The 13175-nt window shown below is 67.3% G+C and carries 12 protein-coding genes; 11 read left to right on the forward strand and 1 reads right to left on the reverse strand.

Annotated elements, in window-relative coordinates; all coding sequences use genetic code 11:
• Positions 1-21 precede the first annotated feature (21 nt).
• The 6 genes from CHB77_RS03600 to CHB77_RS03625 are packed head-to-tail and all read left to right on the forward strand — an operon-like array spanning position 22 to position 6178.
• The gene (locus tag CHB77_RS03600; RefSeq protein ID WP_089386820.1) at positions 22-1038 is read left to right on the forward strand and encodes a TRAP transporter substrate-binding protein; all 1017 of its coding nucleotides are present in this window, start codon (positions 22-24) and stop codon (positions 1036-1038) included.
• Positions 1038-1826 (forward strand): IclR family transcriptional regulator, encoded by a 789-nt coding sequence (locus CHB77_RS03605; RefSeq protein ID WP_089386821.1) that lies wholly within the window; start codon positions 1038-1040, stop codon positions 1824-1826. The genes CHB77_RS03600 and CHB77_RS03605 overlap by 1 nt, the downstream gene beginning before the upstream one ends.
• Complete coding sequence (locus tag CHB77_RS03610; protein ID WP_089386822.1) at positions 1823-2992, forward strand: acetyl-CoA acetyltransferase; 1170 nt, start codon at positions 1823-1825, stop codon at positions 2990-2992. Before CHB77_RS03605 ends, CHB77_RS03610 begins: the two co-directional genes overlap by 4 nt.
• The gene (locus tag CHB77_RS03615) at positions 2989-4566 is read left to right on the forward strand and encodes an acyl-CoA synthetase (RefSeq protein WP_089386823.1); all 1578 of its coding nucleotides are present in this window, start codon (positions 2989-2991) and stop codon (positions 4564-4566) included. Before CHB77_RS03610 ends, CHB77_RS03615 begins: the two co-directional genes overlap by 4 nt.
• Positions 4563-5399, forward strand: a complete 837-nt coding sequence (locus CHB77_RS03620; RefSeq protein ID WP_242626515.1) for a PCC domain-containing protein — start codon at positions 4563-4565, stop codon at positions 5397-5399. The genes CHB77_RS03615 and CHB77_RS03620 overlap by 4 nt, the downstream gene beginning before the upstream one ends.
• Positions 5396-6178 carry an SDR family NAD(P)-dependent oxidoreductase gene (locus tag CHB77_RS03625; RefSeq protein WP_089386824.1) on the forward strand — a complete coding sequence of 261 codons (783 nt, stop codon included), beginning with the start codon at positions 5396-5398 and terminating at the stop codon, positions 6176-6178. Before CHB77_RS03620 ends, CHB77_RS03625 begins: the two co-directional genes overlap by 4 nt.
• On the opposite strand, the gene CHB77_RS03630 is transcribed toward CHB77_RS03625, so the two are convergent.
• Positions 6175-7071, reverse strand: a complete 897-nt coding sequence (locus CHB77_RS03630; protein WP_089386825.1) for a LysR family transcriptional regulator — start codon at positions 7069-7071, stop codon at positions 6175-6177. The two genes, CHB77_RS03625 and CHB77_RS03630, sit on opposite strands and share 4 nt — an antisense overlap.
• Before the next feature lie 156 nt (positions 7072-7227).
• Here CHB77_RS03630 and CHB77_RS03635 point away from each other — a divergent pair, with 156 nt between their 5' ends.
• Genes CHB77_RS03635 through CHB77_RS03655 form a run of 5 tightly spaced genes read left to right on the forward strand, consistent with a single transcriptional unit; the run spans position 7228 to position 13174 of the window.
• Positions 7228-8010: an ABC transporter ATP-binding protein gene (locus CHB77_RS03635; protein ID WP_089386826.1), complete on the forward strand. Its 783-nt coding sequence runs from the start codon at positions 7228-7230 to the stop codon at positions 8008-8010.
• On the forward strand, positions 8000-9949 hold the full coding sequence (locus tag CHB77_RS03640) for an AMP-dependent synthetase/ligase (protein WP_089386827.1): 1950 nt from the start codon (positions 8000-8002) through the stop codon (positions 9947-9949). The genes CHB77_RS03635 and CHB77_RS03640 overlap by 11 nt, the downstream gene beginning before the upstream one ends.
• Complete coding sequence (locus CHB77_RS03645) at positions 9949-10827, forward strand: branched-chain amino acid ABC transporter permease (RefSeq protein ID WP_089386828.1); 879 nt, start codon at positions 9949-9951, stop codon at positions 10825-10827. Before CHB77_RS03640 ends, CHB77_RS03645 begins: the two co-directional genes overlap by 1 nt.
• Before the next feature lie 3 nt (positions 10828-10830).
• A complete protein-coding gene (locus tag CHB77_RS03650; protein ID WP_089386829.1) occupies positions 10831-11904 on the forward strand; it encodes a branched-chain amino acid ABC transporter permease in 1074 nt (357 codons plus the stop codon).
• A gap of 40 nt (positions 11905-11944) precedes the next feature.
• Entirely contained in the window at positions 11945-13174 is a 1230-nt protein-coding gene (locus tag CHB77_RS03655) for an ABC transporter substrate-binding protein (RefSeq protein ID WP_089386830.1), read from the forward strand.
• Position 13175 lies beyond the last annotated feature (1 nt).

Genomic DNA, 13175 nt, shown 5'->3' on the forward strand with positions numbered 1-13175 from the left:
ACCTCAGGGAGGAGGAATTTCATGACCGTTACCCGCCGCACCATCCTGCTGGGGGCCGCCGCAGGCGCCCTGGCCACGCCGTTCATCCGGGTCCGTCCCGCGATGGCCGCCGAATTCAGCTACAAGCTGGCCAACAACCAGCCGCTGGACCATCCCAGCAACGTCCGCCTGGCCGAGGCGCAGAAGGCCATCCTCGAGGCCACGAGCGGCCGGTTCGACCTGCAGATCTTCCCGTCGAACCAGCTGGGCGCCGATACCGACGTGCTGGGCCAGCTGCGGTCGGGCGGGGTGGATTTCTTCCAGCTGTCGCCGGTGATCCTGTCCACGCTGGTCCCGAACGCGTCCATCAACGGCGTGGGCTTTGCCTTCCCGGACTATGACACCGTGTGGAAGGCCATGGACGGCGAACTGGGCGCCTATGCGCGCGGCCAGATCGAGGGCGCGGGCCTGGTGGTGATGGACAAGATCTGGGACAACGGCTTCCGCCAGATCACCTCGTCCACCAAGCCGATCGAAACGCCCGCCGATCTGGAGGGCTTCAAGATCCGCGTGCCGGTCAGCCCGCTGTGGACCTCGCTGTTCACCGCCTTCGGATCGGCGCCCGCGTCCATCAACTTTGCCGAGGTTTATACCGCGCTGCAAACCGGCATCGTGGACGGGCAGGAAAACCCGCTGGCGATCATGAAGGTCGCCAAGCTGTGGGAGGTTCAGAAATACTGTTCGATGACCAACCACATGTGGGACGGGTTCTGGATGCTGGGCAACCGCCGGTCCTGGGGCGCCCTGCCCGAAGACGTGCAGCAGGCCGTGGCCGACAATTTCAACGCCGCCGCCCTGAAACAGCGCGCCGACATCGCCGAAATGAACGGATCGCTGCGGGGCGAACTGGAAACCAGCGGCTTCGTCTTCAATGACCCCGATCCCAAGGCCTTCGAGGACAAGCTGCGCGAGGCGGGCTTTTACGAGGAGTGGAAGTCCACCTATGGCGAGGACGCCTGGGCGATCCTGGAATCGGCCATCGGACGGTCGCTGGCCTGATGAAGGACGGCGCCACCCCCATCGACAACGGCGGGACGCAGGCGGTGGCGCGTGCGCTGTCGCTGTTGTCGCTGGTCGGTCGGGGCGGCGCGCAGGGGCTGGGCCTGGCGCAGATCGCGGCGGCTTCGGGCCTGGCCCGGCCTACGGCGCGGCGGCTGCTGCTGGCGCTGGGGACGGCGCGGATGGTCGAACAGGACCGCGCGACGCGGCGCTATCACCTGGGGCCGGAAACCTATCTGCTGGCGGGTTTCGCCACGGAACGCCACGGCATCCTGCACCATGCCCGCGATGCCATGGCCCGGCTGGCGCGGGATACCGGCGACACGGTGCTGCTGACCGTCACGCAGGACGACCATACCCTGTGCCTGGAACGGATCGAGGGCGATTTCCCGGTCCGCACCCACGCCCTGATGCGCGGCGACCGCAAGCCCGCGGGCGTCGGCGCGGGGGCATTGGCGATCCTGGCCGCGCTGCCGGTGGCCGAGGCGGATGCTTTGCTGGCGCGCGTGGCGCCGCTGGTGGGCGATCTGATGCCCGGCCTGCTGGACGACCTGGGCCGCGCGCGTGTCCAGGGCCATGCCCTGAACCCCGGCCGCGTGGTGCCGGGATCCTGGGGCCTGGGCGTCGCGATCCCCTGGCCGGACGGACGGCCGGCGGGCGCGCTGTCCATCGCCGCCGTTGAACATCGCATGACCCCGGCGCGGCAGGCCGACCTGGCCGCCGCGCTGCACCGCGAGGCGCAGGCCATCGCCGCCCGCCTCGCCACCCTTGAAAGGAACACCGCATGACCGATCCCCTGATCGTCGGATGGGCGCATACCCGATTCGGCAAGGCCGAGGCACCCGACACCATGGCCCTGATGGCCGAGGTGGCCCTGCCCGCGCTGGACCACGCGGGGCTGTCGCCCGATGCCGTGGACGGCATTTTTACCGGCGTTTACAACAACGGCTTCCAGCGGCAGGATTTCCAGGCCGCGCTGGTGGCCATGGGCAGCCCAGACCTGGCGGGCGTGCCCTTCATGCGCACGGAAAACGCCTGCGCCACAGGGTCGGCCGCACTGTATGCGGCCGCCGATTTCATCGCGTCCGGGCGCGGCAAGGTCGCCCTGGTCATCGGGGCCGAGAAGATGACGGCCATTCCCATCGGCGACGTGGGGGGCGTACTGCTGTCTGCCAGCTATGTCGCCGAGGAAGGCGACACGCCCGGCGGCTTTGCCGGCGTCTTCGGCCGCATCACCGACAGCTATTTCCAGAAGAACGGCGACCGGTCCGAGGAACTGGCGATGATCGCCGCCAAGAACCACGACAACGGCACGCGCAACCCCTATGCCCACATGCAAAAGGCCTTTGACGTGGCCTTCTGCAACACGCCATCCGACAAAAACCCGCTGGTGGCGGGACCGCTGCGGCGCACGGATTGTTCGCTGGTGTCGGACGGGGCGGCGGCCATCGTGCTGGCCGCGCCCGAGGTGGCCGAAACCCTGGCCCGCGCGATCCGGTTCCGCGCCCGCGCGCAGGCCGGCGACATGCTGGCCCTGTCGCGCCGCGACCCGACCGAATTCGCCGGCGCCCATCGGGTCTGGCGCCAGGCGTTGGATCAGGCGGGACTGGCGATCACCGATCTGTCGCTGGTCGAAACCCACGACTGCTTCACCACCGCCGAGATGATCGAATACGAGGCGATGGGCCTTGCCCCCCGCGGCCAAGGCTGGCGCGTGATCCGCGAAGGCACAACCCGGATGGACGGCGCGCTGCCGGTCAACCCCTCGGGCGGGCTGAAGTCGCGCGGCCATCCCATCGGCGCGACCGGTGTGTCGCAGCATGTGATGGCGGCGATGCAGTTGACCGGCGACGCGGGCGCGATGCAGGTGGTGGGCGCGGAACTGGCGGGCGTGTTCAACATGGGCGGCACGGCGGTCGCCAACTACTGCTCGATCCTGGAACGCGCGAGATGACCCATCCGGCGGGCGGGCTGGCCCCGGTGTCCACCCGCGTGATGAACCTGGCGACCTTCCTGTCCCAGGCGGCGCGGCGCGACCCCGACGGCGTGGCCCTGGTCATGGGCGAGGAACGCTGGACCTGGGCCGAATGGGACGCCCGCACCGACGCCTTGGCCCATGCGTTGCAGACCCGGTTCGGCCTGCAAAAGGGCTGTCGGGTGATGTGCCAGTCGCAGAACTGCACCGAGATGATGCAGGCGATGTTCGCGGTCTGGCGCGCGGGCGGGGTCTGGGTGCCTGCCAATTTCCGCCAGACGCCGGATGAGGTCGCTTATCTGACGCAAGCCTCGGGCGCGACGCTGATGTTCTGCAACGCCAGCTTTCCCGATCACGCGGCGGCCTGCGGCGTGACGACGCTGGCTTTTGGAACGGCGGATTTCGGCCCGGACGTGACGGCGATCACCGCGGAACACAGGGGCCGGCGCCCGCAGGCGGCCCCCGTGGACCGCGACGATCCCTGCTGGTTCTTCTTTACGTCCGGCACCACGGGGCGGCCCAAGGCGTCGGTCCTGACGCATGGCCAGATGGCCTTTGTCGTCACGAACCACCTGGCCGACCTGATGCCGGGGCTGACGGCGGACGATGCCTCGCTGGTGGTGGCGCCGCTGTCGCATGGCGCGGGGGTGCATCAGCTGACGCAGGTGGCGCGGGGGGTCAAGACGATCCTGCTGCCCACCGAACGCTTTGACGTGGCGCAGGTCTGGGATCTGGTGCGCGACTGGCGCGTGTCCACCATGTTCACCGTGCCGACGATCCTCAAGCTGTTGGTGGAACATCCCTCGACCGCCGATGCCGATACGTCGTCGCTGCGCTATGTCATCTATGCCGGGGCGCCGATGTATCGGGTGGATCAGCAAAAGGCGCTGAACACCCTTGGCCCGGTGCTGGTCCAGTATTTCGGTCTGGGCGAGGTGACGGGCAACATCACCGTCCTGCCCGCCCACCTGCACCAGGCCGAGGACGGCCCGCAGGCCCGCATCGGCACCTGCGGTCATGCCCGCACGGGGATCGAGATCCAGATCCAGGACGACCAGGGCGCCGAGGTCGCGCCGGGCGAGACCGGGGAAATCTGCTGCATCGGTCCCGCCGTCTTCGCGGGCTATTACCAGAACGCTGATGCCAACGCCAAATCCTTCCGCGACGGCTGGTTCCGCACGGGCGATCTGGGCCATATGGACGACCGGGGCTTTGTCTATATCACCGGGCGGCAGTCGGACATGTTCATATCCGGCGGATCGAATGTCTATCCGCGCGAGATCGAGGAAAAGATCCTGACCCATCCCGCCATCAGCGAGGTCGCGGTGCTGGGCGTCCCCGACCCCCTGTGGGGCGAGATCGGCTGGGCGGTCTGCGTGGCCAATGCGCCGGTGGCCGAAAGTGACCTGGCCGCCTTCCTGGACGGCAAGCTGTCGCGCTACAAGATGCCCAAGCGGTTCCTGTTCTGGGACGCGCTGCCGAAATCGGCCTATGGCAAGATCACCAAGAAGATGATCCGCGAGGAACTGGAAGCCCGCGGCCTGATCGCATGAGCCGGTCCGCGATCCAGGGGCGGATGATCCATCCCGGTCCCCGCGCGGCCGAACGCGCGGTGGCGGTGCGGGCGGACCTGCGGCCCGTTTCCGGCGTGCTGCCCGCCGGGCGGACGGTGATGGATGGGGTCGGCGCGCTGTTCGCCGCCCATGGCTGCAAGGGCGGCGTGGTCCGGCTGGACGGCGTGACCTGCGCCCCCCTGCGCTTCGTGCTGCCCGCGCCGTCCACCGATGGGGTCCATGCGGCGTGGTATTCCGACACCCATGCGCCGGACGGGCCGGTCAGGATCGGCCGCGCCACGGCCACGGTCGGCTGGAAGGACGGCGCGCCCTTCCTGCATTGCCACGGCACCTGGGCCGGAACGATGGGCCATCTGCTGCCCTTCGACAGCATCCTGGCGGCGGATGCCGCCGTCCACGGCCTCGGCGCGCCCGATGCCTGGTTCGAGGCGCTGCCCGACCCAGAAACCGCCTTCACCTTGTTCACCCCGCAAGGCACGGGCAGCGGCACCGGCCTGCTGGCCCGGATCGCGCCCGGCGAGGATGCGGTCATGGCCATCGAGGCGCTTGCCGCCCGCCACGGCATCGCACACGCCCGCCTGTACGGCGTCGGCAGCATCGACCACATCCGCTTCACGGACGGCAGCCGCATGGACTGCCACGCCACCGAACTGCGGCTGGACGATGCGGTGCTGACCCAAGGCCGCGCCACCGTCCCGATCGAGGTCGTGGACATCGCGGGCACCATCATGCGCGGCACGCTGGAACGCGGGGGCAACCCGGTCGGCGTGACGCTGGAACTGATCGTCGAGACGGAAGGAACAGACGAATGACGCAGGACGCAAAAATCGCCATCGTGACCGGGGGATGCCGGGGCATCGGCCTGGCCGCCACGGATATCTTTCTGGAACAGGGCTGGCGCGTGGCCGTCGTGGACCGCGACACCCAGGAACTGCACGCCGCCTGCGACGGGCGCGCGAATGTCCTGGCGGTCGAGGCCGACATTTCCGATCCGCAAAGCGTCGATGGCGTGATCCGCATGGTCGTCAGCCAGTGGGGCCGCGTCGACGCCCTGGTCAACAACGCGGGCGTCGCGCTGTTTTCCCGCGCGAACCAGACCAGCTTCGACCAATGGCGCGAGGTGATGGCCACTAATCTGGACGGCGTGTTCCTGTGCACCCAGGCGGCCATCCCAGAACTGGCGAAAACAAAAGGCGCCATCGTCAACATCGCCTCCATTTCCGGGCTGCGGGCGTCCACGCTGCGGGTCGCCTATGGCACGTCGAAAGCCGCCGTCATCCACCTGACCAAGCAGTTCGCCGCCGAACTGGGCGAACAGGGCATCCGCGTCAATTGCGTGGCGCCCGGCCCGGTCCGCACCAAGCTGGCGATGGCGGTCCATGCGCCAGAGATCATCAGCGCCTATTACGATGCGATCCCCCTGAACCGCTATGGCGAGGCGCGCGAAATCGCCGAGGCGATCGTGTTCCTGTGTTCGGACAAGGCCAGCTTCATTTCCGGCCAGACGTTGGCCGTGGACGGCGGGTTCGATGCCACGGGCGTCGGCCTGCCCGCCCTGCGGCGCGAGGACGGCACGCAGCGCCAGCTCTAGGATCCCGGCCGGGGGGCCGCGACCAGCGATTCGATCATCGCTTGGCCCAGCGGACCGGGGCGGCGGTGGGCGGGCCAGGCCACGACCACGGTGCGGACCGGGTGGAACTGCATGTCCTCGCAGGTCAGGGCCACGACTTCGCCGCGCGCGATCTCGGCCTCGAAGGTGCGGCTGGCCGAAAAGCACCAGCCCAGGCCCGCCGCCACCATCGACTTGATCGATTCCACATCGTTGACCGTCCAGACATCGGTGGAAAACAGCCGGCCCACGCGCTCCATGTCGATCTGCGGCGATCCGACGTAATAGATCTGCCGTTCCCGGTCGAAGGCGCGCATCGCCAAGGGCTGCGGCAGGCCGGCCAGCCGATGACCCGCGGCGCAGACCGGACCCAGGGTTTCGGACCCCAGGTGGCGGGCCGAGATGTCGGACGGGATCGCGGCGGCCAGGGTCAGGGCAAAGTCGATGTTGCCCTGGCGCAGGTCGTCCCACAGCGTCGCCAGCGACGAATTGAAGAACTGGAACCGCGCATGGGGATAATCGGCGGCAAAGATCCGCAGCGCGCGGTTCAGGTCGGCGCGCGGGAACAACACGTCGACCAGAACGCGCAGGCGCGTTTCCTCGCCCTTCTTCAGCGACTCGGCATGGGTGGCAAAGCTGCGGGCGCGTTCGACGACGCTGCGCGCCTCGGCCAGCAACACGCGGCCGCGTTCAGTCAGATCCGCACGGTGGGGGCCGGTGCCCAGCAGCGGAAATCCGCACTGGCTTTCCAGTTGCGCCAGCGAATAGCTGACCGAAGAGATGGGCCGCCGCAATTCCCGCGCCGCCGCGGTCAGGCTTCCATGGTCGGCAATGGCGCAAAAGGCGCGCAGATGATCGACCAGATTCGGATGCATTTCAAGAATCCCGAAACAACTTTGCTATTCTTTTCGGTTTACCGAAAAACCGTTCCGATGCTAGCCTTTCCTCAAGGCCGGAGGAGGAACCGGCCCGCAAGACTGTTTGGGAGGACAGCCTATGCCCGGATTTTGCAGCGCGCTGCGGTTTTCCGCATGAGCGGCGATCACGTCCTGGTCTGCGACGGCGTCGTCCGCCGCTTTGGCGGGGTGGTCGCGCTGAAGAACGTGTCCGTGGCGGTTCGGCGGGGCGAAATTTTCGGCCTGGTCGGTCCCAACGGGTCGGGCAAGACCACGCTGGTCAATGCCGTCACCGGGTTCTATCCACCCCAGGAAGGCCGCATCACCCTGGACGGCACACAGATCAACGGGCTGAAACCGTTCCGCATCGCGTCCATGGGCGTCGCCCGCACCTTTCAGAACGTTGCCCTGTTCCACGGGATGTCGGTGTTGGACAACATCCTGATGGGCCGGCACATCTTCATGAAGCCGAACCCGCTGGCGTCCTTGTTGTATCCCTGGTGGGCGCAAAAGGAAGAAGTCGCCCACCGCCGCCATGTCGAGGAGGTGATCGACCTTCTGCAACTGGCCCCCGCGCGCGACGAGCATGTCGATGTCATCCCCCTGGGCCTGCAAAAGCGGGTCGAACTGGCCCGCGCGCTGTGCGCCGAACCGCGCCTGCTGGTCCTGGACGAGCCGATGGCGGGCATGAACCAGGAGGAAAAGGAATACATGGTCCGATTCATCCTGGACGCGCAGGAGGCGTTGGACCTGACGGTGCTGATTATCGAACACCACATGGATGTCGTGACCGCCCTGTGCGACCGGGTTCTGGTTCTGAACAACGGCCAGGAAATCGCCCAGGGCCCCGCGCGCGAAGCCATCGCCGATCCCCGCGTGGTCGAGGCCTATATCGGAAAGCCCCGCCATGCAGCATGATCCCGTGGACATGGCCCAGGCCCAGGCGCTGCACCCGACCTGGCGGTCCGACGACACCATCCTGGCGCGCCTGGCCCGGAACGCGGCCGAGGTGCCCCACCAGATCGCCCTGCGCGAACGCGACCGCGGCATCTGGCAGGAATACACCTGGTCCGATTATCTGCGCGCCGTTGTCGAATTCGCCGCGGGCCTTGAGGCGCGGGGCGTGCGGCCCGGCGATGTGGTCATGGTGATCGGCGACAACCGCCCGAACCTGTATTTCGCGATGCTGGGCGCGGCCTGCCTGCGCGCCATCCCGTCGCCCGCCTATGCCGATGCCCCGACCGAGGAACTGGCCGCCCAGATGGAACGCGAGGATATCCGCGTCGCCGTGGCCGAGGATCAGGAACAGGTCGACAAGATGCTGGAGGCCAAGGGCCGCTGGACGCATCTGGGCCTTGTGATCTATGACGATCCGCGCGGCCTGGCCGGGCAGGAGCCCGACGGCGTGGCCGGTTTCGACGCCATCCGGGCCGAGGGCGCGGCGCGGCTGGCCGCCGACCCGAATCTGGCCCAGGCGCTGATCGCGCGGTCCACCGTCCACGACACCGTGGTTCTGATGCATTCGTCGGGCACCACCGGCGCCCCGAAAGGCATCCCGCTGAAGCATGGCCATGTGCTGTCGGGGGTCCGCAACGCCGCCGCCGCCGGCTATTTCGGTCCGGGCGAGGTTCACATGGCCTATCTGCCGATGGCCTGGGTGGGCGATTTCATCTTCTCGGTCGGCGCGGCGATGGAGCTGCGCTTTACCGTCAACATTCCCGAGGCGAACGAGACCGCGCTGCACGACCTGCGGGAAATGGCGCCCACGGTCTATTTCGCATCCCCCCGCGCCTGGTCGGCCATGCTGACCCGCGTGCAGGTGGGCATCGCCGAGACCACCGGGCTGAAGCGCAGGCTGTACGATTACTTCATGCCCCGCGCGATGGAGGCCGAACGCGCCCGTCTGGACGGCAGGCCCGCCGGCGGGGGGCTGACGCGCGCCCTGGGCGAATGGCTGATCTATGGCCCGATCCGCGACCAGTTGGGCCTGGGCCGCGTCCAGCGCGCCTATACCGCCGGAGAGGCCATCGGCGAGGACGTGTTCCTGTGGTTCCGCGCCATCGGGCTGAACCTGCGCCAGTTCTATGGCCAGACGGAAAACTGCGCCCTGGCGGTTGCGCAGAAGCCCGAGGACATTTCCCTGACCACGGTGGGACGGCCCTTCCCCGGCGTCGAGATGAAGATCGACGACGGGGGCGAAATCCTGCTGCGCGGCGACAACATCTTTGACGGCTATTTCCGGAACCCCAAAGCCAGCGCCGAGGCGTTGCAGGACGGCTGGCTGCACACGGGCGACGCGGGCCAGATCGAACCCGACGGCCAGCTGGTCGTGCTGGGCCGGGTGTCCGAGGTGGTGGAAAAGCGTGACGGCACCCGCTTCATCGCCACCTATATCGAGAACCGGCTGAAATTCAGCGCCTTTATCAAGGACGCCGCGGTCGTGGGCCAGGGCCGCGACATGCTGGTGGCGATCGTCTGCATCGATTTCCAGGCGGTCGGGCAATGGGCGCAGGAGCATGGGGTGTCTTACACATCCTATGCCGAACTGTCCCAGCAGCCGCGCGTCTATGACCTGATCGGGGGCGAGATCGCGGCGGTGAACACGCATCTGCCGCACGGGCTGTCGGTCGCGCGCTTCGTCAACCTGCACAAGGAATTCGACCCCGACGACGGAGAGGTCACGCGGACCCGCAAGCTCAAGCGGAACGTGATCGACGACCGTTACGGCCCGATCATCGAGGCGCTGAACGCGGGGCAGGACAGGATCGATTTCAAGGCGCAGATCACTTATGAAAACGGCCAGACCGGGTCGCTGGACCGGATGCTGCGGCTGTCCGACGTGAAAGGGGCCGCGTGATGGCGTATTTCCTGGAACTGCTGATTTCGGGCGCCCTGACCGGGCTGATGTATTCGCTGGTCGCCCTGGGCTTCGTGCTGATCTACAAGTCGGCGGGTGTGCCGAACCTGGCCCAAGGCGCCCTGGTGATGACGGCGGGCTATGCCGTCTGGATGGTGATGGCCTGGGGGCTGAACGTCTGGATCGCCATTCCGGTAGCCGCCGCGATCATGTTCGGCTTCGGCCTGATCGTGGAACGTCTGCTGCTGCGCCGCATGGTGGGCCAGCCGGTCATCATGGTGGTGATGCTGACGCTGGGGCTGGAGATCCTGCTGCGCGGGCTGGTCCCCGGCATCCTGGGATCGACGCCCAAGCCCATCGACCTGGGCATCGACTTCGCGCCCATCATCATCGGCGACGTGTTCATCAACCGCACCTCGCTCTATGGCGGCATCGCGGCCCTGGCCTTGGTCGGCGCGTCGCTGCTGTTCTTCCGCACCCGGCTGGGAACGAAACTGCGCGCGGTGTCGGACGACCATGTGTCCAGCTGGGCGGTGGGCATTTCCGTGGAACGCGCCATCGGCATTTCCTGGGGGCTGGCGGGCATCGCCGCCGTGGTCGCGGGCGCGCTGTGGGGTTCGTCGCAGGGGGCGGACTGGACGCTGTCCATGCTGCTGTTCCCGGCGGTCGCCGTGGTGATCCTGGGGGGCGTGGACAGCGTGCCGGGCGTCGTCGTGGGCGGGATCCTGGTGGGCGTCCTGGGCACCGTCATTCCCGGATACCTCGACAGCTTCGCGGGCGGATCGACGCGCGATGTCGTCACGTCCCTGATTATCCTGCTGACCATCATGGTCCGCCCCTTCGGCATATTCGGCCGCGAAGACATCGAGAGGATCTGAGCCATGTTCTATCGCCTCTCGGGGACGTACCACACCAGCTATCAGGCCGACCGCAAGCTGTGGAAAATCCCCACCGACCGCTGGCTGGTCATCGCCCTTCTGGTTCTGGCGGCTCTGGCGCCGCTGTATGTCTCGCCGCTGTATCTGGGCAGCTATGTCCTGCCCTGGGTGATCTGGTCGGCGGCGGCGCTGTCGCTGACGCTGCTGATGGGGCTGGCGGGGCAGCTGCATTTCGGCTTTGCCGCGGTGATGGCGATCGGGGCCTATGCGTCCATCCATCTGGTCCGCGCGGGGGTGCCGTTCGAACTGGCGCTGCTGCTGTCGGGTCTGATCGCGGCGGTGATCGGCACGGTGTTCGGCGGCGCCGCGCTGCGGGTCAAGGGCCTGTATCTGGTGATGGCCACGCTGGCGATGCAGTATCTGGTCGATTGGGTGGTGGTGAACGTGCCCGCCATTTCCGGCGGCGCCCACGCGACGCTGCGCACGCCCGACGTCGGCTTCCTGTTCCTGCCCATCGACAGCCTCGCCTCGCGTTACTGGCTGGCGCTGGGCTGGGCGGTGGCGTTGACGGTGTTCTTCATGAACGTCAAGCGCACGTCCTTTGGCCGCGCCCTGGTCGCCATCCGCGACAAGGACTTCGCCGCCGCCGTGATTGGGGTGGACCCGTTCCGGACCAAGCTGACGGCCTTTGCCACCTCGTCGTTCATGGGCGGCGTGACGGGGGCGATCCTGGCCTTTTGCTTCTATCGCGCGGTGACGCCCGAACAGTTCGGCTTCAACGTGTCGATCCAATTGGTCGCGATGGTGCTGGTGGGCGGCCTGGGGTCCGTGATCGGATCCTGGCTGGGGGCGGGTTTCGTGCTGCTGGCGCCGATCTTTCTGACCAACCTCGTGTCCGGTCTGGCCGCCGGAGGCTGGGTGCCGGTCAGCCAGAACTTTCTGTCGCATCTGCCGCTGATGATCTATGGCGCCATGATTATCGGGTTCCTGCTGCTGGAGCCATTGGGGCTGGCGAAAATCTACGACAACATCCGCAAGTATTTCCTGGTCTGGCCGTTCCGCCACGCCAGAAGCTGATCCCCTGGGGAGGGGGAAAACGTAAATGGGAGGAAAACACATGACCTTTCTGCGCAAGCTGGCGCTGACCACGGCCTTGGTGGCCGGGCTGTCCGCCTCCGCCATGGCCGAGGACGTCAAGTTCGGCCTGCTTCAGGATTTCACGGCGGTCTATACCTTCGTGACCGGGCAGTACAATCAGGGCCAGCAGGATTACCTGGCCCTGGCCAATGCCGAAGGCATCCTTGGGGACGGCAACACCGTCACCGCCATCGTGCGCGACACCGGCAACCAGCCGCAGCGCGGGATCGAGGCCTATAACCGCGCCAAGGAGGAAGGCGCGATCCTGTTCGATTTCCTGTCCACGCCGGTGTCCGCCGCGATCCTGGATCAGGCCAGCGCCGACAAGAACATCGTCATCACCCCCGCCCACGGCCGGGGCGACGCGTCCGACGGGACGGTCTTTCCCTATGTCTTTCCGATGATGCCCACCTATTGGGCGCAGGCGGCCGCCCTGATCGAATACATGAAGGAAACCGGCGGCCTAGAGGGCAAGAAGATCGCCATCGTTCACATCGACAGCCCCTTCGGGCGCGAACCCGGCCCGATCCTGGACGCCCTCGCCAAACAGGAAGGTTTCGAATTCCAGGCCTTTCCCTATGCCAGCCCCGGCAACGAACAGGCTGCCGCCTGGTCCGAGGTGCGGCGCTATCGCCCCGATTACGTCCTGATCTGGGGCGCGGGCGGCGGTCAGGCGGTGTCGGTGCGCACCGCCATCCAGAACGGCATCCGCCCCGAACAGATCCATTCGGTGATCTGGCTGGCCGAAACCGACGCCGCCAACGTCGGCCCGCAGATGAAGGGCGTCAAGCGGTTCGAGGCGACGGCGGCGGGCACCGATCACCCGATCATCCAGCGGATCCAGGAAAAGGTCATCACGCCGGGCAAGGGGTCGGGCGATCAGGCCAATGTCGGCAACAGCTACTACAACCTGGGCGTGGCGACCATGGCCGTCGCGGTCGAAGCCGCGCGCCTTGGCCTGGAAGGCGGCCAGCCGCTGACCGGCGACACGCTGAAGGCCGGGTTCGAAAAGATCAGCGGCTTCGATGCCGAAGGCCTGATGCCCCCCGTCACCTATACCGCCGAGGATCACCAGGGCGGCGGCGCGGGCCGGGTATCGGAATGGGACGGCGAGAAGTGGGTGCCCGTCAGTGACTGGAAGGCCGCCTATCCCGACCTGATCCGCACCGTGATCGAGGAATCGGCGGCCAAATACAAGGAAGGCAACTGAG

Origin of the sequence: Paracoccus sediminis (assembly GCF_900188295.1) — a bacterium.
In the GTDB taxonomy this organism is placed as follows: domain Bacteria; phylum Pseudomonadota; class Alphaproteobacteria; order Rhodobacterales; family Rhodobacteraceae; genus Paracoccus; species Paracoccus sediminis.